At 62.8% G+C, this 25,041-nt stretch carries 22 protein-coding genes; 13 read left to right on the top strand and 9 right to left on the bottom strand.

What is annotated here, in order from left to right; all coding sequences use genetic code 11:
* Positions 1–425 precede the first annotated feature (425 nt).
* The 4 genes from AAF358_04010 (at position 426) to AAF358_03995 (ending at position 4,778) form a co-directional block, all read left to right on the top strand.
* The gene (locus AAF358_04010; protein ID MEM7704691.1) at positions 426–1,112 is read left to right on the top strand and encodes a response regulator transcription factor; all 687 of its coding nucleotides are present in this window, start codon (positions 426–428) and stop codon (positions 1,110–1,112) included.
* Complete coding sequence (locus AAF358_04005; protein MEM7704690.1) at positions 1,096–2,409, top strand: HAMP domain-containing sensor histidine kinase; 1,314 nt, start codon at positions 1,096–1,098, stop codon at positions 2,407–2,409. Before AAF358_04010 ends, AAF358_04005 begins: the two co-directional genes overlap by 17 nt.
* A gap of 87 nt (positions 2,410–2,496) precedes the next feature.
* Positions 2,497–3,963: a diguanylate cyclase gene (locus tag AAF358_04000; GenBank protein MEM7704689.1), complete on the top strand. Its 1,467-nt coding sequence runs from the start codon at positions 2,497–2,499 to the stop codon at positions 3,961–3,963.
* Between the two features lie 32 nt (positions 3,964–3,995).
* Positions 3,996–4,778 carry a dihydrofolate reductase gene (locus AAF358_03995; protein MEM7704688.1) on the top strand — a complete coding sequence of 261 codons (783 nt, stop codon included), beginning with the start codon at positions 3,996–3,998 and terminating at the stop codon, positions 4,776–4,778.
* Here the strand turns inward: AAF358_03995 and AAF358_03990 are convergent.
* Positions 4,775–5,569 (bottom strand): symmetrical bis(5'-nucleosyl)-tetraphosphatase, encoded by a 795-nt coding sequence (locus AAF358_03990; GenBank protein MEM7704687.1) that lies wholly within the window; start codon positions 5,567–5,569, stop codon positions 4,775–4,777. The two genes, AAF358_03995 and AAF358_03990, sit on opposite strands and share 4 nt — an antisense overlap.
* 43 nt (positions 5,570–5,612) lie before the next feature.
* On the opposite strand from AAF358_03990, the gene AAF358_03985 reads away from it, so the two are divergent.
* From AAF358_03985 to AAF358_03975, 3 genes are read left to right on the top strand one after another with little or no spacing between them, the layout of a single operon-like run.
* Positions 5,613–7,328 (top strand): proline--tRNA ligase, encoded by a 1,716-nt coding sequence (locus tag AAF358_03985; protein ID MEM7704686.1) that lies wholly within the window; start codon positions 5,613–5,615, stop codon positions 7,326–7,328.
* Complete coding sequence (gene prmC / locus AAF358_03980; protein MEM7704685.1) at positions 7,312–8,133, top strand: peptide chain release factor N(5)-glutamine methyltransferase; 822 nt, start codon at positions 7,312–7,314, stop codon at positions 8,131–8,133. The genes AAF358_03985 and prmC overlap by 17 nt, the downstream gene beginning before the upstream one ends.
* Complete coding sequence (locus AAF358_03975; protein MEM7704684.1) at positions 8,130–9,392, top strand: MFS transporter; 1,263 nt, start codon at positions 8,130–8,132, stop codon at positions 9,390–9,392. Before prmC ends, AAF358_03975 begins: the two co-directional genes overlap by 4 nt.
* A gap of 44 nt (positions 9,393–9,436) precedes the next feature.
* Here the strand turns inward: AAF358_03975 and AAF358_03970 are convergent, their stop codons facing one another.
* Entirely contained in the window at positions 9,437–10,231 is a 795-nt protein-coding gene (locus tag AAF358_03970) for a thymidylate synthase (GenBank protein ID MEM7704683.1), read from the bottom strand.
* Between the two features lie 8 nt (positions 10,232–10,239).
* Positions 10,240–11,091, bottom strand: coding sequence for a prolipoprotein diacylglyceryl transferase (gene lgt, locus AAF358_03965; protein ID MEM7704682.1), 852 nt, complete (start codon positions 11,089–11,091; stop codon positions 10,240–10,242).
* Positions 11,092–11,214: 123 nt separating this feature from the next.
* On the opposite strand from lgt, the gene AAF358_03960 reads away from it, so the two are divergent.
* Positions 11,215–13,233, top strand: a complete 2,019-nt coding sequence (locus AAF358_03960) for a thioredoxin domain-containing protein (protein ID MEM7704681.1) — start codon at positions 11,215–11,217, stop codon at positions 13,231–13,233.
* Between the two features lie 70 nt (positions 13,234–13,303).
* On the opposite strand, the gene AAF358_03955 is transcribed toward AAF358_03960, so the two are convergent.
* Positions 13,304–15,025 (bottom strand): Zn-dependent hydrolase, encoded by a 1,722-nt coding sequence (locus AAF358_03955; GenBank protein MEM7704680.1) that lies wholly within the window; start codon positions 15,023–15,025, stop codon positions 13,304–13,306.
* Positions 15,025–16,056, bottom strand: coding sequence for a tetratricopeptide repeat protein (locus tag AAF358_03950; GenBank protein MEM7704679.1), 1,032 nt, complete (start codon positions 16,054–16,056; stop codon positions 15,025–15,027). The genes AAF358_03955 and AAF358_03950 overlap by 1 nt, the downstream gene beginning before the upstream one ends.
* On the opposite strand from AAF358_03950, the gene AAF358_03945 reads away from it, so the two are divergent.
* The 3 genes from AAF358_03945 (at position 16,043) to AAF358_03935 (ending at position 18,016) form a co-directional block, all read left to right on the top strand.
* Entirely contained in the window at positions 16,043–16,201 is a 159-nt protein-coding gene (locus AAF358_03945) for a hypothetical protein (GenBank protein MEM7704678.1), read from the top strand. The two genes, AAF358_03950 and AAF358_03945, sit on opposite strands and share 14 nt — an antisense overlap.
* A 97-nt stretch (positions 16,202–16,298) precedes the next feature.
* On the top strand, positions 16,299–17,144 hold the full coding sequence (locus AAF358_03940; GenBank protein MEM7704677.1) for a mechanosensitive ion channel domain-containing protein: 846 nt from the start codon (positions 16,299–16,301) through the stop codon (positions 17,142–17,144).
* Complete coding sequence (locus tag AAF358_03935) at positions 17,141–18,016, top strand: NAD(P)-dependent oxidoreductase (GenBank protein ID MEM7704676.1); 876 nt, start codon at positions 17,141–17,143, stop codon at positions 18,014–18,016. Before AAF358_03940 ends, AAF358_03935 begins: the two co-directional genes overlap by 4 nt.
* Here AAF358_03935 and AAF358_03930 read toward each other — a convergent pair.
* The 4 genes from AAF358_03930 to AAF358_03915 all read right to left on the bottom strand — a co-directional run bounded on the left by AAF358_03930 (position 17,997) and on the right by AAF358_03915 (position 22,259).
* Positions 17,997–18,878: a LysR substrate-binding domain-containing protein gene (locus tag AAF358_03930; GenBank protein MEM7704675.1), complete on the bottom strand. Its 882-nt coding sequence runs from the start codon at positions 18,876–18,878 to the stop codon at positions 17,997–17,999. The two genes, AAF358_03935 and AAF358_03930, sit on opposite strands and share 20 nt — an antisense overlap.
* Position 18,879: 1 nt before the next feature.
* Positions 18,880–20,214: a dicarboxylate/amino acid:cation symporter gene (locus AAF358_03925; protein ID MEM7704674.1), complete on the bottom strand. Its 1,335-nt coding sequence runs from the start codon at positions 20,212–20,214 to the stop codon at positions 18,880–18,882.
* Positions 20,215–20,433: 219 nt separating this feature from the next.
* Positions 20,434–20,844: a phasin family protein gene (locus tag AAF358_03920; protein MEM7704673.1), complete on the bottom strand. Its 411-nt coding sequence runs from the start codon at positions 20,842–20,844 to the stop codon at positions 20,434–20,436.
* A gap of 125 nt (positions 20,845–20,969) precedes the next feature.
* Positions 20,970–22,259, bottom strand: coding sequence for a serine hydrolase domain-containing protein (locus AAF358_03915; protein ID MEM7704672.1), 1,290 nt, complete (start codon positions 22,257–22,259; stop codon positions 20,970–20,972).
* 188 nt (positions 22,260–22,447) lie between these two features.
* On the opposite strand from AAF358_03915, the gene AAF358_03910 reads away from it, so the two are divergent.
* Together AAF358_03910 and AAF358_03905 are read left to right on the top strand one after the other, a co-directional pair.
* Entirely contained in the window at positions 22,448–23,029 is a 582-nt protein-coding gene (locus AAF358_03910; GenBank protein ID MEM7704671.1) for a LemA family protein, read from the top strand.
* Between the two features lie 64 nt (positions 23,030–23,093).
* Positions 23,094–25,037, top strand: a complete 1,944-nt coding sequence (locus AAF358_03905; GenBank protein ID MEM7704670.1) for a M48 family metallopeptidase — start codon at positions 23,094–23,096, stop codon at positions 25,035–25,037.
* The last annotated feature ends 4 nt before the right edge of the window (positions 25,038–25,041 follow it).

Below are 25,041 nucleotides of genomic sequence, written 5' to 3'. Positions count from 1 at the left end.
CAAAATGTCGATAGGGTGTTGGGCGGGAGCGGCGAGCGGAGTGCCAAACGAAGAAAAGCCTTGAATTAATGCAGATGTTAACGAGCAGTTACGTTTCGTTTAACCAATTCTTAATACAAATGTTAGTAGTCTAAGCCTGCACTCGCTAACGAAACAACCACAACCCATGGTCTGGGATTGGCAGATCGGGTTACGGTAATCGGGGCAGTAGCTCAAGGGCTCAAGCAAGGAGTTTGGTCAGCACTCCTACTTGGGCCCTTTCTTTATATAAGAAGAAAGATAATACCTCACGGTCCACTAGATCATCCAACTGCCAGTACGGGGGGTTAAACCCAGCGGAGCGATCGTCATCCGCAACGCGCTGAAAGAGCGCGCCGTTGTTGCGGGTCTCCTCCCAAATGCACGCTCCCGGGTAATATGCGCTGATGAAGATACTGATCATTGAAGACAATCCAGATATTGCCGCCAACATTGGTGACTATCTGGAAGACCGTGGTCATGTCGTGGACTTTGCCGGTGACGGCGTCACCGGTCTGCACCTGGCCGTGGTCAACGAATTTGACGCGATTGTCCTGGACCTCATGCTGCCGGGCATGGACGGACTGGACGTTTGCCGAAAGCTTCGGGAGGAGGCGCGGAAGAACACGCCGATCCTGATGCTGACGGCGCGCGACGCGCTGGAACAGAAGCTTGAGGGATTCCAGACAGGGGCTGACGACTACATGGTCAAGCCGTTCGAGCTGCAGGAGCTCGAAGCCCGGCTTGTGGTTCTCGCCCGACGGGGCAAGGCGGTTGAGCCTCGAGTCCTGATCGTCGGAGACCTGGAATTCAATCTGGACACCCTGACGGTCAACCGCGCAGGCAAAGACATCAACCTCAACCCCACCGGTCTCAAGCTGCTGCAGCGGCTGATGGAGGCTTCACCGCGGGTTGTGTCTCGGCACGAGCTGGAGCTGCGCGTGTGGGGCGAAGAGCTGCCGGACAGCGACAGCCTACGCGTTCATATTCACAGCCTGAGAGCTGCCATCGACAAGCCCTTTGATGTGGCGCTGATCCAGACCCGCCACGGCATCGGCTATCGGCTGGTCCACCCCGATGCGGTTCAGACGTAAGCTACGCGCTCGGATCATCATCTCCTTTTTGCTGTTCGGCACGCTGCTGAGCGGCCTGTTCGCCGTGACTGCGCTGGGTATGCGCCAGTACCTGGAAAACGCGCTGATCGACGAGACGTTGGTTCGAGACCTCGACGATCAGCTCGACAAGGTGTTGAGCGGCGACAGTGGCGCTGCAGGATTTTCCTCCCGCTACTACGCCTGGATTGGACGCCGCGACCTGGCGCTTCAGGCGATGCCAGCGGCGCTGCCGGATGACTCTGATCTGAGGCAGCGGGTGGTCGAACTGGTTGGCCTGCCCACGGGCATCCACGAGATGGCCACCGAGACGAGGCGCTATAAGATCGCTGTCAACAAGCGGCCGGAGGCCTGGGGCTACGTGGTTTATGACACCACGCCCGACCCGCGCGAAAACCTGCTGTTGTTTGGATTTCTCGGGGGAGCCGCGGTCGGGTTCTCGCTGCTGATGCTGCTGCTGGCAATCTGGTCTTCGAAGCGGGTGATCCGGCCCGTATCCGATCTTGCGCGCCGCGTTTCCACCTTGGGGCAAGACACGCACCCGGAACCGTTGGCGCCAAACTACGCTGATGATGAGGTCGGGCAGCTCGCTCGAGGACTGGACGAATACGCCGAGCGTCTCACGGCGATGGTGGTGCGGGATAAGGAGTTCAACGCGGACGTGAGCCACGAGCTGCGGACGCCGTTGGCGGTGATCAAAAGCGCCACCGAGCTGCTGCTGGCGCAGCCCGAGGTGGATGAAAAGACGCGAACCCGACTCAACCGAATCGAAAGGGCCGCCCGTCAGACCACCGAATTGACCGAAGCGCTGCTCCACCTGGTTCGAGCGGAACGGGTGGATCGCGCGACCGGCGAATACTTCCGCGTTGATCGAATTGTCGAGGAGGTGGTCGACTTCAAGCGGGTGCAGATCGGCAGCAAGCCGGTGGAAGTCTCGATCAAGGTGGTCAACTCGTTTCTCGTATGTGCGCCCGAGTCGGTCATCGCGGTGGCGTTGGGCAATCTGATCGGCAACGCGTTCAAATACACGCCGCAGGGGAGCGTCGACATTACCGTGGTGAACAATCAGGTGGTGGTCGAAGATACGGGCCCCGGGCTCGCCGAAGACGAGCTGCGCAAGGTTTTCACCCGCCACTATCGCGGCAGCACGGTCAAAGGAAAAGGCTCAGGACTGGGGTTGGCGATTGTGCAGCGCTTCTGCGAACTCTACGAATGGACTGTGGACGTGGCGAGCCGAGATGGGGGTGGTCTAAGGGCCACGCTGTCTTTTGGTAAATAGGCGGCCAAACCGTGCCTGCTGATCGGACACGATTTCATCGACCGGCGGAAGCTGACGGATGAGCCATCTAGCAGCATAATTGCGTCTATGCCGAAACTCGCCGCCGCCCGAAGCGCTTTTGATGAAGCACGTTTTGTGCAGGCCGCCGAGTCGGCGCGTGGTTTTCTTGCCCAGGAAGACATCGAGCCTTCCCGCGCGGCGCAGGCGATGGCGCTGGAGGGCGCAGCGCTGGTGCAGCTTGGCCTGTACCGCGACGGCCTCGACGCACTTCGCCTCTCGATCAATCTCCACCTCGAGCACGACCAGCGCGAAGAGACGGGCTTTGCGCATAACTACATCGGCATTGCGCACGAAGAGTTGGGCGACCTCCAGCAGGCGTATCAGAACTACGAACAGGCGCTGGCGCTCGCCAACCACACCGCAGACCGAAGCCTGCAGGCTCGCGTGCTGGCCAACATGGGCGACGCCATGGCGAGCGAGGGACGGTTCGACGATGCGTTGAAGCAGCTCGAGCGAGCGGCGCGTCAGGCGGAGCAGAGCGGCGAAAACGCGATGCTCGGATGGATCGAGGGCGCTCGCGCGCGAGCGCTCGCGGCCAAAGGTGACGTCGAAGCGGCCGGCGAGTGGTTCGCCAGCGCGATCGCCCACTGCCATCAGGATAAGGAGACGCGCAGCGAGGCTGAGATTCTGCTGCATTTCAGCGATTACCTGGCGAGCCTGGGTCATCAGACTCAGGCGCTGGAGAATCTCAACTCCGCGCTGCGGATCTTTCGTGCCGTCAACGCCCGCTCAGGCGTTGGCCGGGCCCACGAGAAGCTGGCCCGGCTCGCGGAAGAGATGGGCGACTTCCAGTCGGCCCTCGCGCATTTTCGGGAGTACCATCAGGTCCAGACCGATATGCTCGAAGAGCTGGCGACGGCGCGCGTTCAGTCGATGGTCAATCAGCGGGACCTGGAGCGCGCCCAAATGGAGCGGGCGGTGTCACACCTGCGAAACGTCGAGCTGGCCGAGGCGCTGAAGGAGGTGGAGGCACAGAAGGCGGAGCTTGAGCGGCTGAGTATCCGCGATCCGCTGACCGGCACCTACAACCGCCGCTATCTGGATAGCTGCCTCGGTAAGGAATACAACTTTGCCGAGCGACACGGGACAGCGCTTTCGCTGGCGGTGCTAGACCTCGATCACTTCAAGCAGGTGAACGACCAGTACTCCCATACGGTGGGTGATGAGGTCCTCAAACAGCTGGTTGAGCTGCTGCTGGATTGGGTCCGGACGGAAGACGTCCTGGCTCGCTTTGGCGGCGAGGAGTTTGTGCTGGTGATGCCCGGCACCGACGAAGCCGGTTCCGTCAGAGCTTGCGAAAAGCTGCGAGTTGCCGTCGAGCGCCGCAGCTGGGAAGCGCTGGAGTCTGGCCTGAGGGTCACCATCAGTATCGGGGTGGCCGACAACCAGGGCACCTGCGGCTGGTCGGAGATGATGTCAAAAGCCGATCGGCGTCTATATCGGGCGAAAGACGCGGGTCGCAACCAGGTTTTTCCCAGACCGGAAAATCCTTGAAGCGGCTGCTTTCACTCATTGAGAAGGAATCCATGAAAATACTGACCCTGATCGCCGCGATAGACCAGGCGCGAGCCATCGGCATCGACGGGGGGCTGCCTTGGCACCTGCCGGAGGACCTCAAGCACTTTAAGGCTTCGACGGTCGGAAAAACGGTTTTGATGGGGCGCCGCACGTTCGAGGAAGTGGGCAAGGCGCTTCCCCGGCGCCAGAACCTGATTTTGTCGCGGTCGATGACCACCGCGCCGCCGGGCTGCGTGCTGGCCGCCACGCTGACGGACGCTCTGGCCATGGCGGACTCCGACGAGGTGATGGTAATCGGCGGTGGCGAGATCTATCGCGCCACGCTGCGCCGGGCTAGCCGCCTGCTGATCACCCACGTCCACACGCGGGTTGCCCGAGCGGACACCTGGTTTCCGCGAATCTCCTCGAAACGCTGGTCCGGCTGGACGATGAGCGAACAGCAGCCCGATCCCAAGCATGAACACGGCTTCTCCATCGTTGAGTATTTGCCGCGGGTGGTCGACGAAAAAGTGTTGTGCCGAACGCCGGCGGTGGGCAAAAAGCCGACCCGGATTCCAGCCTGGAAATTTGAGCTGATGCGCGACCGCATTCTGACGGTTGTCGGGGGCCAGAAGGAGCCAATCGCGTTTAAGGCGCTGCCCGGGCTGGTGGACCGCAAGCTCAGCAAGGCGGAGCGAGCGTCGCTCGGTTCACTCGGCTGGCACGTCACCACGGTCAAACTCGAGCTTGAGGCCGCGGGTGAACTGCGCCGAGCGCCCGGCAGCGGTCCACAAAAACTCACAACCAACTAAACCTGGATTGGCTTATCGGGCTCCTTCAGCTTCACCGCGGTCAGGCGACCGCCCCAAACGCAGCCGGAGTCCAGACATACCGCCTGCGGGGTGGATAGGTATCCCAGCGTGGCCCAGTGGCCAAACAGGACTCGCCAGCGCGCCGGGCGGACGCTCGGAAGGGAAAACCACGGAAACAACCCCTCGCCCTGCGTGCCGGGTGGCCCTTTGTTGACCGAGTCGAAAGACCCGTCGCCGCTCAGGTATCGCATGCGCGTCAGATTGGCGGTGATGGCCTTGAGGCGTTTGCTGCCCTGGAGCGTTCCGTCCCAGCCGATCTTGCCGCCGTAGCTGCGCGAGAGGTGTTTTTCCCAGCTGCGACCTCGCAGGCCCGTTTCCACTTCATCAGCTAACGCCCGGGCCCTTGCTACGGACCAGCCGGGATGAACCCCGGCATGGGACAGCAGGATGCTGTGCTTGCGAAAGACCTTGAGCAGTTTCTGACGGCGCAGCCAGTCGATCAGCTCCGGTGCGTCGGGCGCGTCGACCACCCGCGCCAGCTCTTTCTCCGGGCGCTCGACCAGTCCTGCCGCGTGGGCGAGAAGGTGAAGGTCATGATTGCCTAGCACCGCTCGGCAGGCGTGCTGGTGCTCGACCACAAATCGCAGCACCTCCAGCGACTGTCCGCCCCGGTTTACCAGGTCTCCGGCAAACCAGAGGCGATCTCGCTGCGGGTCGAACCTAAGCCGCTTGAGGAGCCGCATTAGCGGTCCAAAGCAGCCCTGCACATCGCCAATCACGTATCGTGTCATGTCCAGTGGTAAGATTCGCGCCTTTGGATTTAGGTGTTCGGCCATGCGTGCGGCACAATTTCACATCACCACGGTCAAGGAAACTCCGGCCGATGCGGAGATCGCGAGCCATCAGCTGATGCTTCGGACCGCGATGATACGGCGTCTGACATCCGGCATCTACACGTGGACACCGCTGGGCTTTCGCGTTCTGCGCAAGGTCGAGAACATCGTTCGCGAGGAAATGAACCGGGCCGGGGCGCTGGAGATGCTGATGCCTGCCGTGCAGCCGGCGGAACTCTGGCGAGAGTCCGGCCGCTGGGACGTATTCGGCCCCCAGCTTCTGAAGATGGTGGACCGCGCTGAACGAGAGTTCTGCTTCGGCCCGACGCACGAGGAAGTGATCTCCGAATTTGCGCGCGACGAGATTCGCAGCTACAAACAGCTGCCCGTTAACTTCTACCAGATTCAAACCAAATTTCGCGATGAGATCCGGCCGCGCTTCGGCGTGATGCGGGCGCGCGAATTTATCATGAAAGACGGCTATTCGTTTCATCTGGATCAGGCGTCTATGGACGAAACCTACCAGCGCATGTATGACGCCTACTCGCGGATGTGCCAGCGCATGGGGCTTGAGTATCGGGCCGTCCAGGCAGACTCCGGCGCTATCGGCGGCAGCCACTCCCACGAGTTTCAGGTGATTGCCGAATCGGGTGAAGACGCGATCGCCTACTGTCCCGACAGTGAGTACGCGGCCAACGTGGAAACCGCTGAGGCGGTTCCCACGATCACCGAGCGGCCGCAGGCCAGCGCGTCGCTGGAAAAAGTCGCCACACCAACCCAGCGCACGATCCAGGCCGTGGCCGAGCACCTGGATGTTCCCGCGGCGCAGTGTCTCAAAACGCTGGTGGTGGCCGACAGCGAGGGTGAGCTGGTCATCCTGGTGCTGCGCGGTGATCACCAGCTCAACGAGATCAAGCTCGGCAGGCTCGCGCGCTTTGCCGAAGGTTTTGCGATGGCCACCGAAGCACAGATTCAGGAAGCGTTCGGCGCCGAGCCGGGCTTTCTGGGCCCGGTGGGCACGGAGCTGCCGGTTATCGCCGATCGCAGCGCCGCGCTGCTGGCGGACTTTGTCTGTGGGGCTAACGAAAACGGCTTTCACTTTGTGGGCGCCAACTGGGAGCGCGACGCGGCGATCACCGAAACGGCGGACCTGCGCAACGTGGAAGCGGGCGACCCCAGCCCCGATGGGGCCGGCACGCTGGCGATGGCCCGGGGCATCGAGGTGGGGCACATCTTCCAGCTGGGGACGAAGTACTCCGAGTCGATGGGAGTTACCGTGCTGGATGAACAGGGCAAAGCGCAGCATCTGCTGATGGGCTGCTACGGCATCGGCGTTAGCCGCTTTGTCGCCGCGGCCATCGAGCAGCATCACGACGAGGCTGGCATTCGCTGGCCTTTGGCCATTGCGCCGTTTGAGCTGGCGCTGCTGCCGATGAATGCCCACAAGTCGCATCGGGTGCGAGAGGCGGTCGAGCAAATCTATGCGGATCTTCAGGCGGCCGGCGTTGAGGTGGTGCTGGATGATCGGGGTCTTCGACCCGGCGTGATGTTTGCGGACTGGGAGCTGATCGGCGTGCCCCATCGGCTGGTCGTCGGCGAGAAGGGCCTCGACCAGGGGCAGGTGGAATACCGTGCGCGGGGCGATTCGGAGAATCAGTTTCTGCCGCTGGATACCCTGGTGACCGAAATACAGGACCGACTTGCCCACGGCGGCTGAACTGCTGGCCGCTGCGGGTGCTCAGGACCGGCTGAGCGCTGAAAGGCTGCTGGCCCATCGGCTGGGCCGGCCCCGCAGCTGGCTGTACGCGCACGGTGAGAAGCCGGTTCCCGCGGCAGCCGCTGAAGGGCTGCGGGGCGATTTAACCAGGCTGCGACAAGGTGAACCACTGGCTTACCTGCTCGGCAGCTGGGAGTTTTATTCGCTGCCGCTTAAGGTCACGACCGATACGCTGGTCCCACGGCCGGAAACCGAGCTGCTGGTGGAAGCGGTGCTGGATCTTACGGAATCCACCTGGGATGGCACCCTCGTTGATCTGGGCACCGGCAGTGGCGCCATTGCGGTGGCCGTGGCGGCCCACCGACCGGCGGCAAAAATCACCGCGGTGGATATCTCCGGCCCGGCGCTGGCGGTGGCGCGCGAGAACTTTGATCGACACGGCTGTTCCCGAATCGAGACCCTGCAGGGGTCGTGGTGGGAGCCCCTCGGCGATCGCCTTTTTGACGTGGTCGTGTCCAACCCGCCCTACGTGATGCCCGGCGACCCGCGCATGACCACTCGCGGCGAGCCCGAGCTGGCGCTGCTGGGTGGCAGCGACGGTCTGGAGGCCTATCGTCAGCTTGCTGAGGGCCTACCTCAACATCTCCACCGCGGCGGCAGCTTGCTGCTGGAGCACGGCCTGGATCAGCGACAGGTATTGTCGGAACTGTTTGCGCCGGGGTTTGAGCACCTGGACACCATCGACGACCACGCCGGTCATCCGCGGGTAATACGAGCGCTTGGCTACCGAGGGGCGGTGTCGTGAAACTGCTGGATATCCGGCGAGACGAGTGGCTGCCGGCGGCTGCATCCTTTCTTTATTTCTTTTTTATCCTGTCGAGCTACTACACCGTTCGTCCGCTCCGAGACGCTCTGGCCGTGAGCGGTGGGGTGGAATCGATGCAGTATCTGTTCACCGCAACGTTCGTCTGCATGCTCGCCATTGTGCCGCTCTATGGCTGGTTGACCAGCCGCCTGCCGCGGCGCAAGTTTTTGCCCATCGTCTACAGCTTTTTTGTGCTTAACCTGCTGGTGTTGCACTGGGCTTTTGTGGCGTTCCCGGACAGCGTTTGGCTGCCGCGGGTGTTTTTTGTCTGGGTCAGCATCTTCAACCTGTTTGTGGTGCCGGTGTTCTGGAGTTTCATGGCTGACCTGTTTGCGGCCGGCCAGGCACGCAGGCTGTTCGGGGCCATCGCCGCCGGCGGCAGTATCGGCGCGATTGCCGGACCCCTGCTGGTGAGCCTGCTGGTGGATCGAATCGGCACGGCGGGGCTGCCGCTGCTGTCAGCCGCCCTGCTGGTGTCAGCGTTGGTCTGTCAGTTCTGGCTGCTCCGCTGGTCGCGCGGGCGACCTGTGCAGGGTACCCGCCCCGATCCGGAGGAGGCGATGGGCGGCAGCATCTTTGCCGGCTTCACGCTGCCGTTTAAGTACGGCTACCTCGCGGCGTTTTGCGGGATTATGTTTCTAGGCACCTTTTCAGGATCTCTGCTCTACTTTGAGCAGGCTCAGGTTGTGGCCGAGCGCTATGAGGGAACCGAGTCCATGACAGGCCTGTTTGCCCGGCTCGACCTGCTGGCCAATACCCTGACCATTGTGATCCAGCTGCTGTTTACCGCGGGCATCGTGCGGTGGCTTGGGCTCGGGCTGACGTTACTGCTGCTGCCGGCGCTGGCCCTGGTCGGGTTCGGCGTCATCGCCGTAGCGCCCGTGCTCGGTGTCATCGCCGTGATTCAGGCGCTGCGTCGCGCGGTGCTGTTTGCGATCAATAATCCGGCCGTCGGCATGCTCTTTACGGTCGTCGGACCGCAGTCGCGCTACAAGTTCAAGCAGTTTGCGAACACCGTGGTCTACCGGGCCGGCGACAGCACCGGCGCCTGGACCTTTACCGGCATGATGGCTTCCGGTGGAGGGATGAGCGCCATATCGATTGTCGGCATGTTTGCGGCTTTGCTGTGGGCCGTGCTGGCCCTCTCGCTGGGCCGGCGCTATCAGGACATGCTCGACGGGAAAGTGGTTATCCCCTGACCCCGCGTCGCTCGCCTGGGTGGCCTTCACCGCCCGGCGGCTCACTACACCGCAATCGGCGCCTTGATGTGAGGATGCGGCTCGTAGTGTTCGAGCGTGAAGTCCTCGAAACGGAAAGCAAAAAGATCGTCCACATCCGGGTTCAGTGACATCGTCGGCAGGGCTCGCGGGTCACGCTTCAGCTGCTCCCGGGCCTGATCCAGGTGATTGAGGTACAGGTGGGCGTCACCCAGCGTGTGAACAAAATCGCCTGGCTTAAGGCCGCTGACCTGGGCCACCATCATCGTCAGCAGCGCGTAGGAAGCAATGTTGAACGGCACGCCAAGAAATACGTCGGCCGAGCGCTGATACAGCTGACACGACAGGCGACCACCGGCCACATAAAACTGAAAGAGCGTATGGCAGGGCGGCAGCGCCATCTGGTCGATCTGGGCCACATTCCAGGCGCTGACGATATGGCGCCGGGAATCGGGGTTGTGACGGATGTCGTGCAGCACCCGGGCGATCTGATCGACATGACCGCCGCTGTAGTCCGGCCAGCTTCGCCACTGATAGCCGTATATCGGCCCCAGGTTGCCGTCCTCATCCGCCCATTCGTCCCAGATCGAGACCCGGTTTTCTTTGAGGTATTGGATGTTGTCCTCACCGCGCAGGAACCACAGCAGCTCGTGAATGATGGACCTCAGATGCAGTTTTTTGGTGGTCAGCAGGGGAAAACTCTGGCCGAGATCGAAACGCATCTGGTGGCCAAAAACACTGAGGGTCCCCGTGCCGGTGCGGTCCCCCCGCTGTTCGCCGTGTTCAACGATGTGATTGAGAAGCTTGAGGTAGTTGTCCATAAGGTGTCTTAGGAGTTTTTGAGTGGGCGTTGGCGGAAGGCCAAGGCCAGCATAACCACACCCACCGCGATCAGCGGCCACGACAGCAGCTGGCCCATGGTCAGCCAGCCGCCGGCCAGGAATCCGATATCCCGGTCAGGCTCACGGAACCATTCAACCGCAGAGCGAAACACGCCGTAGCCGACAAAAAACAGGCCGGTGACCGCCAGCGGTGGTCTCCGCCTGCTGGAATAAACCCACACGATGGCGAACAACACCAGCCCTTCCAGCAGGGCTTCGTAGAGCTGCGAGGGGTGACGCGCGAATGCGTTGAGGTTCCCGTCCAGATACTCGGCCTTCAGCGCCTCGGGGCTGAGGGCCGGGGTGATCGACTGCGGGAAAATCATTGCCCAGGGCACGTCGCTCTGGCGTCCCCAGAGTTCGCCACCGATGAAGTTGCCGATCCGGCCGAAAAACAACCCGGGCGCCACCATTGGAATCACAAAATCAGCAATCCGGTGGTAGGGCTTGCCGGTCTTTCTGGCAAACCAGGCGAACGCAACGCCCACGCCGATCAGGCCGCCATGAAACGACATACCACCGTTCCAGATCTGATAAATGCGATGAGGGTCGTCCACGACCGCCCCGAAATCGTAGAAGAGCAGGTAGCCGATGCGTCCTCCCAGCACCACGCCCAGGACGCCATAAAACAGGAAATCGCTGACTTCAGCCTCGGTCCAGTCGCTGCCGGGCTGGCGTGCCCGGTAGTTGCCCAGCAGCAAAAAGGTCAAAAACCCCAGCAGGTACATCAGGCCGTACCAGTGCACCTTCAGGGGCCCGAGCTGAACGGCAACCGGGTCAAAATCGACGAGAAACGGCATGGCGCGATTCTACCCGAGTTGATCACCGTCGATCGAACGTCACGGCAGATTTTCGGTCTGAAACAGACGCGACCGCCGCTATACTGGGGCGGAAGGATTTTTCGTGCAAAGGAATCGACCCTCTTGAATCGCCTGGCCGACTCGCCCAGCCCCTATCTCCAGCAGCATGCCGGCCAGCCGGTGCACTGGTGGCCGTGGTGCAAGGAGGCGCTGGCAGCAGCGCGAGAGAAAGATCTGCCGGTGCTCCTGTCCATCGGCTACTCCGCGTGTCATTGGTGCCACGTGATGTCCAGCGAGTCGTTCGAGGACCCGGACACGGCGGAGGTCCTGAACGAGAACTTCGTTTCCATCAAGGTCGATCGCGAGGAACGGCCCGATCTCGACCGAATCTACCAGCTCAGCCATCAGGTGATCACGGAGCATCCGGGCGGCTGGCCGCTGACCCTCGTGCTCGATCCGCATTCGCAGACGCCGTTTTTCGCCGGGACCTACTTTCCGTCGAGCGGGCGGGACGGGGTGCCGGGCTTTCGGGATGTGCTCACCAACATCAGCAAGGCCTGGGAAACGAAACGGGACCAGCTCGATGATCAAACCGAGCGGCTGCGAGATTTTCTGTCTCGCTCTACCCAGGTCACGGCCACCGATCGGCCCCTGTCGATGAGCCCGGCGGGCGCGGCGCTCAGCAATCTCCAGCGCCAGTACGACCCCATCCATGGCGGCTTCGGGTCAGCGCCGAAATTCCCCAATCCGCCGCTGCTCCGTTTCCTGCTGAGCTGGTCTTCGTTCGATCCCGAACAACAGTCGGCTGCCGATCGCATGCTCGAGAACACGCTGAGCCGCATGGCCGGCGGCGGCCTGTTCGATCAGCTGGGTGGAGGCTTTTTCCGCTACAGCGTCGACGGCGCCTGGGGTGTCCCGCACTACGAAAAAATGGCCAGCGACAACGCGCAGCTGCTCTGGCTCTACGCGCTGGCCGGCGAGCGTTTCAGACGCGACGACTTTATCCAGGTGGCGCGCCAGACTGCGGCATTCATGGAGCGCGAGCTGGCTTCAGCCGGTGGCGGTTTTGTCACCGCGCTGGACGCGGACTCAGAAGGCAAGGAAGGTCAGCACTACCTCTGGACCCGCGAGGAGCTGACCGCCAATCTCAGCGACATTGAGGCGCAGATTGCCGGGGCGTGCTGGGGTTTTGACCAGCCGGCGAATATGGACGGCGAGCGATGGCACCTGGGATCAGGAAAGCCGCTGACCAAGGTGGCGCGACGAATGGGTATCGGTCGATCGCTGGCGGAGGAGTGCCTGTATAACGCGCGGAAAAAATTGCTTGGGCACCGCCGTCTTCGCCCCGCGCCGGCACGTGACGACAAGGTGCTGAGCGGTGTTAACGGGTTGACCGTCAGCGCGCTAGCCGCCGCGGCGCGCGTGACCGGAGATCCCGCGCTGCTGGCCGCGGCGCAGCGGTCACTCGACTTTGTGCGGTCCCGTCTCTGGGAGGGAGGCCGCCTGCTGGCGGTGTCGCGAGGTTCGCGAACCTATCAAATGGCGTTCCTCGACGACCACGCCTTTTTGCTGGACGGGGTGCTGGAGCTCCTGAGCGTATCCTTCCGGCCGGCCGATCTGGCCTTTGCCAAACAACTGGCTCGATCGCTGCTGACTCACTTTGAAGACCCGTATCAGGGGGGCTTCTTCTTCACCGCCAACGACCACGAGCCTCTGATTCAGCGTCCGAGGCCGATGCAGGATGACGCGACGCCGGCCGGCAACGCCGTGGCTGCTCGAAGCCTGCTGCGCCTGGGCCGCCTGCTCGACAACCTGGTGTTTGTAAACGCCGCGGAACGAACGCTCAAAAGCGCGTGGGACGAGCTGCAGCGTGCGCCGCAGGCGTGCGGCGCCATGCTCGAGGCGCTGGACGAGTGGCTGAACCCGCCGGCGCTGCTGATCATGCGGGGTGACGCGGAACAGGTCCAGGATCTGCAGAAGTCACTGCGCGCCCGGGGCACGGTCCGCGATCAGGTTTATGCGCTGGACCCAGCGTCGCTCATCGAACGCTACCCGGCCAAGGGCACGTTCACTGCGTATCGCTGTGAGGGGACGCAGTGCTCGGCGCCGATTGTTGACCCCGCTGACCTGGCGGCAGCCTGATCCTCGCTCTGATCGCGCGCCGATCGATCCGGCGGCCCGCTGGTGGGACAAGTGGTTTCCGGACCGGAAACTAAAGCCCCAAAACGTCCTTACCCTGCCGAAACACGATATCAACCGGGATGCCGGCGGCCGCCAATCGGTCCAGATCAGCCTGCAGCGCCTCGCCCACAACCCCTTTTTCTGCCAGCAGTGCGCGCGTGCCTTCGTAGTCACCATCACCCTGCAGCGTCAGAATCAGCCTGCTCAGGTCGCTCATGGCAATCGCCATCGCGTCAAAGTCCACCGCGTAGACCCGCTCGACTGGATCATAGGTAAAGGCGCCCTGGTCGGCGAAATAGTTGAAACGGACCATATTGGCCTTGCCGTGAGCGGAGCTGGCGCCGAAGCGCACCGAGCGAAAAATGCTGGCCAGGAACGTCACGTAGTAATCCGCCAGGTGCCCCTCAAGCTCACCGCGCTCGTGCAGTCCGGTGACCATATAGAGACCCAGAACGTCGGCCTTGCCTTCCTCCAGCGCCGAGGCGTGCTCCCGGAGGGCCTGACGCACCGTGCCGCTGCCGTCCAGCGTGTTTTTGATTCCCAGCCCGTGGGCAACCTCGTGGAACATGGTGTTGGCGAAAAAGGCGTCAAACGTCAGATGTTTCCGCTGCTGCGGCGTGATCAGCACCTCGCTGATCGGCAGGAGGATCTTGTCGAACTTGGCCCGCATCGCGTTCTTGAGCTGTAGCCGACGGGCGCCTTTGGCGAGCTGGACTCGCTCATCGTTCGGCAGGTTGATGGCGATGGTCTTGGAACCCGCGTTGCTGTCGCCCGCGTAATACACCACGTCGTAAGCGTTGAGGTCAGCGTCGGAGCCCGGGTTTTCCGTCTTGTAGCGGTCGTCGACGGGTAGATCCCGCTGCAGCTCCGGCAGAAACTGGGCGAAATGGGCAAGCCGTTCGCTCCACGCCAGGTCTTTGATCAGCACGTAACCCTCGAACGCGGCCCGATAGCCATAAAGCTGATCCTCGTAGGTCTCAATCGGACCGATCACCAGCTCTACCGGGTTGGTCTTGTTGTCCATCCATGCCATATCGGACGCAAAGTAGTCGTTGGTCAGGAAAGCATCGGCTCGCAGCCTCAGGTAATTTGCAAAGCCCTTGTCGTCCGCCAGGTCGGCCGCCTCGCGGAGAAGCCGCGCCGCCTGACTCAGTTCGTCGGCAAAGATCTCGCTGTACGGGTGGAGGTGTAGCTCGCCCGCCCGGTTGCGCTCAACGATGGAATAGAGTCCGTCCTTGCCTTCCTGATCCCAGTCTTCGAATTCAGCACGAGTCATATCAGGGGGATAAAAGCGGGCGCCGGCGGGCTTTTCTTCAACCCCGGGCAGGAACGGTCGGTTGGCGTCCAGTCGGTCCCAAGGACCGTAGTTGATCTCAGCAAAGCGCCTCAGCGCGGGATCGCCGATCGCCTCCAGCAGCGGTTCAGGGTCGCCGTAGGCCTGGCGCCAGAACAGGCCGTTCATGATATCGGCGGCGTCGATCAGCAGGCCGACCATTTCCCGCTGATTGGCCGACAGGTGGTCGAGCTCGGCCTGCAGCCTGACTTCCGTGTAGACCTCTCGGCTGGCTGGCGGGGCCGCGGCTTCAGGCGCCGCGTCGGAGCTCAAACCTGCGTCTGCCGCACCTTTACCCGGTGCGGCGGCATCGGGTCCGCAAGCGGCCAGGGCCAGCGACATGACCAGCATTAGCGGCAGCGTGAGGCGCGTCGAGCGATGCCTCCAGCGAAAGTGGGTGGCTTTGGGCGACGCGGTCATCAGGTGTCGAGCGAGCTTTTGATTTGATCGATTTCGGCGGCGAGCGCCTGGCGGTCCAGCGCGGGCTCCGCTTTGGCGGCAAGCTGCTGAAGCTGCTCCAGGGCTTGGTCCGCCTGTCCGCTGCGTGCGAGCAGCTGGGCCTGCCAGAACGCCGGAAAGTCGCTTTCGGCCAGCAGCTCACCGCTGATGCCAAGCTGCGTTCGCATGTCCGACAGCCGCCGCGTTTCCGCCAGCAGGCGCATCAGCGAAACGTGGGCATGCAGCACCCGCGGCGCCCGACGGGTTAGCCGGCGGTAGATATTGATGGCGGAGTCGTTGTCGTCCCGTTTCTCCGCCAGCTCCGCCAGCGCCAGACGGGCGTCGTGGTAGTGATGATTGATCGTCAGCGCGTGGTGTAGCGATTCTTCAGCCTCGCTTAGCCGATCGGCGCTCAGCAGCGCCCGTCCGAGGTTGTAGTGCGTGTGGGGCAGGTCCTGGCGCAGGTCTCGGGCGCGCGTGAACTGCTCCAGCGCCTTGTCGAGCCGCCCCATCTCCTGGTACTGAAGCGCCAGCGCGCTGACGCCCGCCAGGTTTTGCGGTGCGCTCTGCACCGCCGTCTCCAGCTGGCTCAGCGCTTTGTCCAGCTCACCGCTATCGCGGAGCGCCAAGCCCAGAAGCACCTGGGCGTCCGCTAGCTCTGGCTCGAGCGCCGCCGCCTGCTCAAGCTTCTCGGTGGCGCCGGCCGGGTCGCCGCTGTCGCGCAGACATTTGCCGAGATTCAGCCACGCGGTCGCGCTGTCCGGTTGAAGCTCCGTGATCCGCGCAAAGTCTTGGCGGCCAGCGTCAAAGTCTCCTTTCTGGCAGGCGATGATGGCACGCAGCTCCAGCGCCGCTGGGAGTTCCGGATTGATACTCAGCGCTTCCGCCAGCTCAGCCTCACCGGTAGCGCCGTCTCCAGCCCGCAGGGCCGTTCGCGCTCGGTCGAGCGCCTGCAGTTCGGGTGTGTCGGTTGCCACAACGTCCTCGCGGGCGCCGTTGATGTCGTCACTCAATCGTGAACCTCCGTTTGACGTCTACACCGCCGCCGTCGACCAGCTGATCGGTTTCGGCGGCCTCGAGGCGCGAAAGCGCCCGGTCGGAGTCGGGCTGACTCCGGAAAGCCCGGCATGTTATCACGCGGAAGCGCGGGTTCTGTGACCGGTTTGGACGCATCCGGACACAACCTCATCGCCATAACGTACCGAGCTGATAGGTTCGGGTATCATCCGTTTTTTTTGCCGAACGGGAGCCTGTCATGAACTTCGAAGTGGACTGGAATAATCTGTTGCAGGAATACGCAATTCCTTGGGCGATCAAGTTAGCCCTGGCCCTGGTGGTCTATGTGGTTGGCCGCTGGATCGCAAAGCTGATCGTTGCGGTGGTGCGTCGCGTAATGCAGCGCGCCAAGATGGACGAGATCCTGATCAATTTCATGTGCTCGATCCTCGCCGCGCTGCTAACGGTGGTTGTTGTGGTCGCCGCGCTCGATCAGCTCGGTCTCAATACGACTTCGCTGGTGGCTGTGCTGGGTGCGGCAGGGCTGGCGGTCGGTCTGGCGCTGCAGGATTCGCTGAAGAACTTTGCTGCGGGAGTCATGCTGATCCTGTTTCGGCCGTTTAAGACCGGAGACTATGTCGAGGCGGCCGGCGTTGGCGGCAGCGTTGAGGAGCTGGCGGTTTTCTGGACCCGGCTGAAGACGCCGGACAACAAGATGGTGATTGTGTCTAACGGCGACATTATCGCCAGCTCGATCACCAACTACTCGGCGAATGATACCCGGCGAGTCGACATGGTGTTTGGCATCGGGTACGACGATGATCTCGATCAGGCTCGTCAGCTGATTGAGGAGGTGGTGACCGGGCATTCGCAGGTTCTTCAAGACCCCGCCCCCACCATTGCGCTGGCGGAGCTGGCTGACTCGAGCGTGAACTTTGTCGTTCGGCCCTGGAGCCGGACCGAGGACTACTGGAAGGTCAAGTTTGAGATCACCGAGCAGATCAAGCGCCGCTTCGATCAGGCGGGGGTATCGATTCCCTATCCGCAGATGGACATACACCTCAACAAGCTGGAGGCGCAGGACAGCCCGGCGCAGGCAGCATGAGGACGGCGTTTGTTGGTCTGGGCGTCATGGGTTATCCCATGGCGGGCCACCTTCAGCGAGCGGGCCACGAGGTCACCGCATATAACCGTACCGAGGCAAAGGCGGCCCGCTGGGCCGCCGAATATGGCGGCGCTAGCGCTCCGACGCCGGCTGCTGCCGCGCAGGACGCAGAGGTGGTGGCTCTGTGTGTGGGCAATGATGACGACGTCCGTTCGGTGGTCCTGCCGCCCGACGGCGTCCTGGCGAGCCTTAAGCCGGGCGCAGTGGTCGTCGACCACACCACAACGTCTGCCGAGCTGGCCCGCGAGATGGCGAGCCGGTGTGCTGAGGTGGGCGTGACCTTTCTCGACGCCCCGGTATCCGGGGGTCAGGCGGGGGCTGATAACGGGCAGCTGACAATCATGGTGGGTGGTGAACCCTCAGCCTTCGAGACCGCGCAACCGGTCTTGGACTGCTACGCCAAGTCCGCTTCGCTGCTCGGGGCCAGTGGGTCGGGGCAGCTGGCTAAAATGGTTAACCAGATCTGCATCGCCGGCGTGGTACAGGGTTTGGCGGAAGGGCTTAATTTCGCCCGCCGTGCCGGGCTGGATGGGGCAGCCGTTGTCGACGTGATCTCCAAAGGCGCCGCGCAGTCGTGGCAGATGGATAACCGGGCGACAACCATGCTGGACGGTGAGTATGACTTTGGCTTTGCCGTGGACTGGATGCGCAAGGACCTGGGGTTTGCGCTGGAAGAAGCCGGCCGCAATGGGTCGGCGCTCGAGGTAACGGCGTTGGTGGATCGCTTTTATGCCGAGGTTCAGGCCCTGGGTGGCGGTCGCTGGGATACGTCCAGCCTGCTCCAGCGGCTGGTCAGCCAAACTCCGCGCTGAGCCAGGTGAGAAACCGCTGGACGTTTGGTCTCACCTCGTCACCCTTGCGATACAGCGCGTAGTAGCGGTCCGGGATTTTGACCCGCTCCGGAAAGGCCGGCACGAGGTGGGACCGCTCCAGCCAGTTGGCGGTGAGCGGCAGCGCGGCGGTGACGATGCCGAGTCCCTGCTCAGCGGCCTGGAGCGCTGAAAAAATGCTGTCCATGGTCAGCGTGCTGGCAGGCTCGAACTTCTTCAGACCCACGCCGCGGGCCCACTGCTCCCAGGCATCGAGGTTGCTTTCGAAGTAGATCAGGGTGTGTTCGTTGATGTCCTCCGCATGGTCCGGCCGAATCCTAGCGGCCAGCGCGGGCGTGCACATGGCCTGCAGCTCGAGCTCCATCAGCGGCAGGGAGACCAGGCCGGGCCAGCTCCCCTGGCCGAGACCAATCGACAGGTCGGCATGATCCGGATGGGTTTGGCTCCGCCCGAATGACGACTCCAGCCGCAGATCGATATCCGGATGCTGGCTCTGAAAGCTCTGCAGCCGCGGCACCAGCACCTCGGTGGCAAAAAAGGGCAGCAGATGGAGCCGGAGGACCTGGCGGCCAAACTGATGGCTGAGCTGCTCCGTGCCGTTTTCGATACGGGCAAAGGCCCGGTGAATATCCCGGAAATAGGTCTGGCCCGCGGCCGTGAGGCGGATGGACCTCGGCAGACGCTGAAACAAGGGGATTCCGAGATCCGACTCCAGCTGGCGAATCCGGTGGCTGACCGCCGATGGCGTGATGTGGAGTTCAGCCGCGGCCAGCTTGAAGCTGCGGTGATAGGCCGCTCGCTCGAACGCCAGCAGCAGGTTCAGTTGGGGTAGCTGACGGCGCAACTCAGGGGCCGGCGGGCTGCTGCGAGGGTTTTTCCTCCAGCCTGTTTTCCGAGCCCTCCTTCAGGCCATCGATGGTCCCGGCATCCGGGTCGTTAAAGCGCGCGGTATCCATCTCGTTTTCCGAGTGGGCAACCACCGTGGTGACCGCCGCATCCCCGGTGATATTGACCACCGTGCGCATCATGTCGAGGAGCCGATCCACCCCGAGGATCAGCGCGATACCCTCAACCGGGAGTCCCACCTGCTCGAGCACCGTGGCCAGCAGCACGATACCCACACCCGGCACACCCGCGGCGCCGATCGAAGCCAGCACGGCCATCAGCACCACCGTCATTAGCTGTGCAAGCGTCAGGTCTACGCCGTAGGCGTTTGCAATAAAGATGGTGGCACAGCCCTGCATGATGGCTGTTCCGTCCATGTTGATTGTCGCCCCGAGGGGAACGGTAAACGACGCCACGGAGTTGTTGACCCCGAGGCGTTCCTCGGTGGTTCGCAGCGTCACCGGCAGGGTTGCGTTGCTCGACGAGGTGCTGAAGGCAAACGCCATGGCGGTGCGCATCTTGCTGAGAAACACCAGCGGATTCAGTCCCGTGGTCAGTTTCAGGAGCATCGGATAGGTGACAGCGCCATGGATGGCCAGCACCGCAACCACGGTCAGGAAGTAGGTCAGCACCTCGGAGAACTCTTTGAGGTCCAGCGTCGCGCAGAGCTTCGCCATCAGCGCCAGCACGCCGATGGGCGCCGTCTGCATGACCATGGTGACCAGCATCATCACCACGTCGTTGAGGTCCGAAAAAATTCCCCGGATTCGTTTGCCCGGCTCGCCGGCCAGCGAGATGGCCAGACCAAAAAGCACGGCAAACAGGATCAGCTGAAGCATCTTTGCCTCAGCCATCGCGTTTATGGGGTTTTGGGGCACCATGCCCAGAATCACTTCAGAAAGCGTCTGGCTCGGGGGCGGCGTGTATGCCCGGTCAGGGGGTGAAAAGCCTTCGCCCGGCCCCACCAGGCTCGCCACCGTAATGGCCAGCGCAATGGCCAGCCCGGTCGTGAGCATGTAAAGCCCCACCGCCTTTCCGCCCAGCCTTCCCAGCTCTTTTGGATTGGCCAACGAGGTGACGCCGCAGATCAGCGACACCAGCACCACCGGCACCATCAGCATCTTCAGGAGCTTGAGAAAAATCTGACCCAGCAGGTCAAACAGACCCAGGGCCAGCGTTTGCTCGCCCCATTCCCAGTTGGTGACGTTGATGGCGACGCCCACCACCACACCAATGGCCATGCCAATCAGGATGCGGCGGGTCAGGGCACCACCCAGGGCGCTGGAGTCGGTCATAAACGTGCTCGGGTTTGATGAAACAGCATTATAGGACATGACGCTGACCATCCTGGCTGGCAGCGTCAACCGTGGTGGGAAAGCGCGCAACGACACGCGAGCTGCGCTTGCGCAGTCGAAGGTATTACGTTGGACAGGGCTCGAGCACCACGGTTCCCGCGTGCTGAGCAACAGCAGGACGAGCAGGGTGGCAGACGAGCTGCCACCCGGGGTCAAACGTTACGCAGCCCGCTTCAGGCGGGTCACCTCACGCCGCAGGGATGCGAGGCGGGTGTTCAGTCGATCCAGCTCTGCCTGACTCGGTAGACCGGCAAAATCCAGCACCTTGCCGAGCTGTTCCTGGACCACGGTTTCCAATCGCTGGACGTTGTCGCTCACCACCTCGCGCGCCTGATCTACCTTCGGCGCAAGCTGGACCCGGCTGCTGAGCTCCTGGCGCAGCTTGGTGACCGGCGTGGTCACCGCGGCGACAGCGCGGCTCTGAACCGCCTCTCCTTCCTGCACCAGTTCCGCAAACAGGCTGGTGCCGTTGCTGCGCAGCTGAGTCACCATAGCCAGGCCCGACTCGCGCAGCTCTTTGATGGCGCTGTTGACCTGGTCGATCGTCTTGTTCAGTGAGGGCGTTTTCATCGTGTTTGTCTCCTGATTCGTTAACTTGATGACGTCAGGATAGGGCCGGCGCTTAGAGCAAACACACTATGGGTCTTCGAAGGGTTGTGATTTCGCGGACCCGTCCAGCCGGTGGGCGGGCCCGCCTAAGGCGGTGGTTCGGGCGCGTAGGCGCCCGTGGCGGCGGGGTCGCCGCTCAGTCGGAGTGGATCGAGCTTCATCCAGTCGCGCTCCGGCAGCCCGAGATAAGCATCCAGAAAGGCGGGCAGGATGCCCCAGGGCCGGGTGCTTTCCGAATTCCAGACCGCCGCCAGCCCCACCTGCTGGTCCGGCAGCACCGCCACAACGGCGCCGTACCCGCTCACCGACCCCGCATGAAACACCACCTGCTGGCCGGCGTAGTCGTAGATTCGCCAGCCCAGGCCGTAGTGAGCGCTCCTGAGGCGCGTTCGGCGCCACTTGCCCCGATACATTTCTGCTCGGGTGAACACCTGCGGCGTGCGCAGTATCTCCAGCACCTGGGGGCTGACAACCTCGGGTGATTCACCCAGCTGTGTCTTCAGCCAGCGGCACAGGTCGCTGGTGCTGGCGTTCAGGCCGGCCGCTGCCGGCACTCGGTAGTAGTTGTCGTTGACCTTACTCTGCCGCAGAAATCGACCGCGCCCGCGGTGGGGGCGAGCCCAGTTCTCATCGCTGCTCAGATGGCTACGGCCAAAGCCCGCGTCCTCCATGGCCAGCGGCCGCAGCAGCCGATGCACCACCTGCTCCTCATAGGCCACGCCCGTGGTCTTTTCGATCGCCTCGGCGATCAGATTGAAGCCCACGTTCTGATAGCCGTAACAGTCGGCTGCCGGACATAGCGGCTCGACCTGGGCGAAGCGGGGCACGATGTCCTCCGGTTTGCGGCTGGCCTCCAGCAGATTGTCGTAGGCGTTTGGCGGCAGCCCCAGCCGATGACTCAGCAGGTGAGTCAGCGTGACGCGCTCAACCTGATCAGGGTCGGGCAGCGTGAAGTAGGGCACCAGCGATTTCGCCTGCGTGCTTAGATCCAGCTTGCCCTGGGTTGAGAGGATCACGGCGGTGGTGGCGGCAAAACCCTTGGAGACGGAAGCCAGCCGAAATCGCGTGTGCGGGTCGAGTGGCTCGCCCGCGAGGGTGCGGCGACCCTGAGTCAGCAGGAGGCGTGTCTCAGTGCCCTCGGCTACGCACACGCCCAGCCCAAGCATATTGGGCGCGGTGTCCAGGAGCGACAGGCTATCTTTTAGACTCTTGAGCGCTCCGTCCAGCCCGTCCGAACTGCTGGGACCGGCCATCGTCAGCATCAGTGCGGCACCCAGCGCCGCCAGGGCCCGACTGAGGTTCAGCCTGCGGCTCGGTCCGCGAGAGTAAGACGTATCCTTCCGGCAACGTCGCTGATGGAAAAAGGAGCGGCGCATCGCGCGTCAGCTTAACCGTCTGGCCCACCCGCTGCCAGCCTCGAAGGCGCGTAAGTTGCTGGAAACCATGACGAATGACAGGGATAGCCCTGCTGGCAGCGCGATTGAACCGCCCGGCCCACCAGCACATTTAACGCGTCACACCGCGTGGCATAATTGTTGTTTAGCGATTTTCCCGGGAGATAAACATGGGTTGGATCTTTTTTGGCCTGATTATCGTGGCCATTGTCTTTGCCATCTCGTTGTACAACGGACTGGTCACCAAACGTAATCGGTACAAAAACGCTTTCGCGCAGATCGACGTCCAGCTGACCCGTCGACACGACCTCATCCCGAACCTGGTCGAAACAGCCAAAGGCTACATGAAGCATGAGCGCGAGACGCTCGAAGCCGTCATCCAGGCCCGGAACCAGGCGGTGAGCGGACTGCAGGGTGCAACCAGCAACCCTGGTGACCCGGGCGCAATGCAGCAGCTGTCGGGCGCGGAGAACATGCTGACCGGCGCGCTGGGCAAGCTGTTTGCCCTCGTGGAGAGCTATCCTGATCTCAAGGCTAATCAAAACATGATGCAGCTCACCGAGGAGCTGACGAGCACCGAAAACAAGGTGGCGTTTGCCAGGCAGGCGTTTAACGACTCCGTGATGAACTACAACAACGCCCGCGAGACGTTTCCCAGCAACCTGATCGCCGGTTCGTTCAACTTCGAGCCTGCAGATCTGCTGGAGATCGAGGACCCCGAAGTGCGGGAGGCCCCCAAGGTCGAATTCTGACCGGACTGGCTCTTAGCGACGGCGGCGTGCGCCGTCGCTGGCTCCGGCCGGAATTGCCTCGTCGATGAATTTTTTTGACCAGCAGGATAAGGCCCGCAAAAAGACGCGCGGGCTGATCGGCATCTTTTTGCTGGCGGTGGTGTGCATCGTGCTGGCCGTAGACCTCGTTGTCCTGGTTGTCGCCGCCAGCGTCACCAGCGCCGAGCGCGATGTGGCCATGCCGACCTGGGAGTGGCTGAAGCAAAACCCGATGCTCCTGATCTGGTCGTCGCTGTTTGTTTTGGTGTCGATCGGCGGCGCCACGCTGTTCAAGATGGCGCTGCTGCGCGGCGGCGGCGGGGTGGTGGCTCGCTCCATGGGCGGGACGCTGGTCTCACCCGACGCGACCGGTCCCAAACGGCGCCAGCTCTGCAACGTTGTCGAGGAGATTGCGCTGGCCTCCGGCGTGCCGGTTCCCGAGGTCTACGTGCTGGAAGGTGAGAGCGGCATCAACGCGTTTGCCGCCGGCTATGCGCCCGGCGACGCGGCCGTAGCGGTCTCCCGGGGCTGCCTGGAAACGCTTTCTCGCAGCGAGCTGCAGGGTGTCATCGCGCACGAGTTCAGCCATATCTTCAACGGCGATATGCGGATGAACATCCGGTTGATGGGCATACTCTTCGGGATCCTGGTGATCGGGCTGGCCGGCCGGCAGATTCTGCGGGTGACCTATCACGGCGGCTCGAAGAAAGACGGCGCGCCGCTGGTATTCGTCGGCGGGTCGCTCATGATCATCGGTTTTGTCGGGCTGTTTTTCGGGCGCCTGATTCAAGCTGCGGTGTCGCGCCAGCGGGAGTATCTGGCCGACGCGTCCGCCGTGCAGTTCACCCGCGATCCGAGCGGTATTTCCGGGGCGCTCAAGAAGATTATGGCCGTTTCCCAACACGGCAGAATCGAGGCGGTAGACCCTGAAGAGGTTGGCCACATGCTGTTTGCTGACGGCGTCGGGCGGCGGGTATTTGCCACCCATCCGCCGCTGGAGGAGCGGATCAAAGCAATCGACTCCCGCTTCGACCCAAAAGAGATCCGGGATCTTGCCGCTCGGATTGCCCTGGAGCCACCGCCGATGGACGCTGGGCCTGCGCCGGCAAGCGCAGCCGGGGCGGCCGAGGCGGCAATGGGTTTTGCCGCCGCCGGCTCAGCGGCGATTGCGGCTGACAGCGAGGAGCTGCTGTCTGAGGTGGGCAACCCCAGCTGGGATCACGTGGCTTATGCCGAGCTGCTGATCGACGCCATTCCCGAAGACCTGCTCGACAAGGCCCGCTCCGTGCAGCATGCGGTCGACGTGGTGCTGGCGCTGTTGCTCGATCGCGACGCCGCCATGCGCCAGCATCAGCTGAGCATCATCGAGTCCGGCATGGGTCCGAACCACCGGCAACGGGTCGAAGACAACCTGTCCGCCACCGACGCACTGCCGGCCCTGCATCGGCTGCCGCTGGTCGAGCTGGCGTTTCCGGCGGTGAAGCGCCGGCCGCGTCAGGCGATCCGCACCTACCTCGAGGTGATCGGTCAACTGATCCGGGCGGATGGCGATATCTCGGTATTCGAATACGCGCTCTCGAAAGTGATCAGCCAATACCTGGAAGAGTCGATTCGGCCCGATACCGTGGACAACGGGCATGCGAGCCTCAAACAGTGCAAGAAGGAAGCTTCAGCGCTGCTGGCCGTGCTCGCCAGCGTCGGCCATGACGACGAGAATGCCTGCCGCCAAGCGTTTGCGTCCGGCATGAACCACCTCTTTCCCATGGACCCGGCGAGCTATCGAGCGCCGGCCAACTGGGTCACCACACTGGACGACGCGCTGGCCAAGGTGGATGAGCTAAGACCGATGTTCAAGCAGGCATTGATCGAGGCGTCGATCAGCACGCTGGCTCACGACGGGCAGGTCACGCTGGAAGAGGTTGAGCTTCTGCGAGCCATCTGCGCGGCGCTGCACTGCCCGATGCCGCCGAGCCTGTCGGCGAGAAGCTAGAAAC

This window comes from Pseudomonadota bacterium, from assembly GCA_039033415.1.
Classification (GTDB): Bacteria; Pseudomonadota; Gammaproteobacteria; order Xanthomonadales; family SZUA-38; genus JANQOZ01.
Note: the sequence above shows the minus strand (reverse complement) of the source record. Positions and strands in the feature narration are given on the sequence as shown.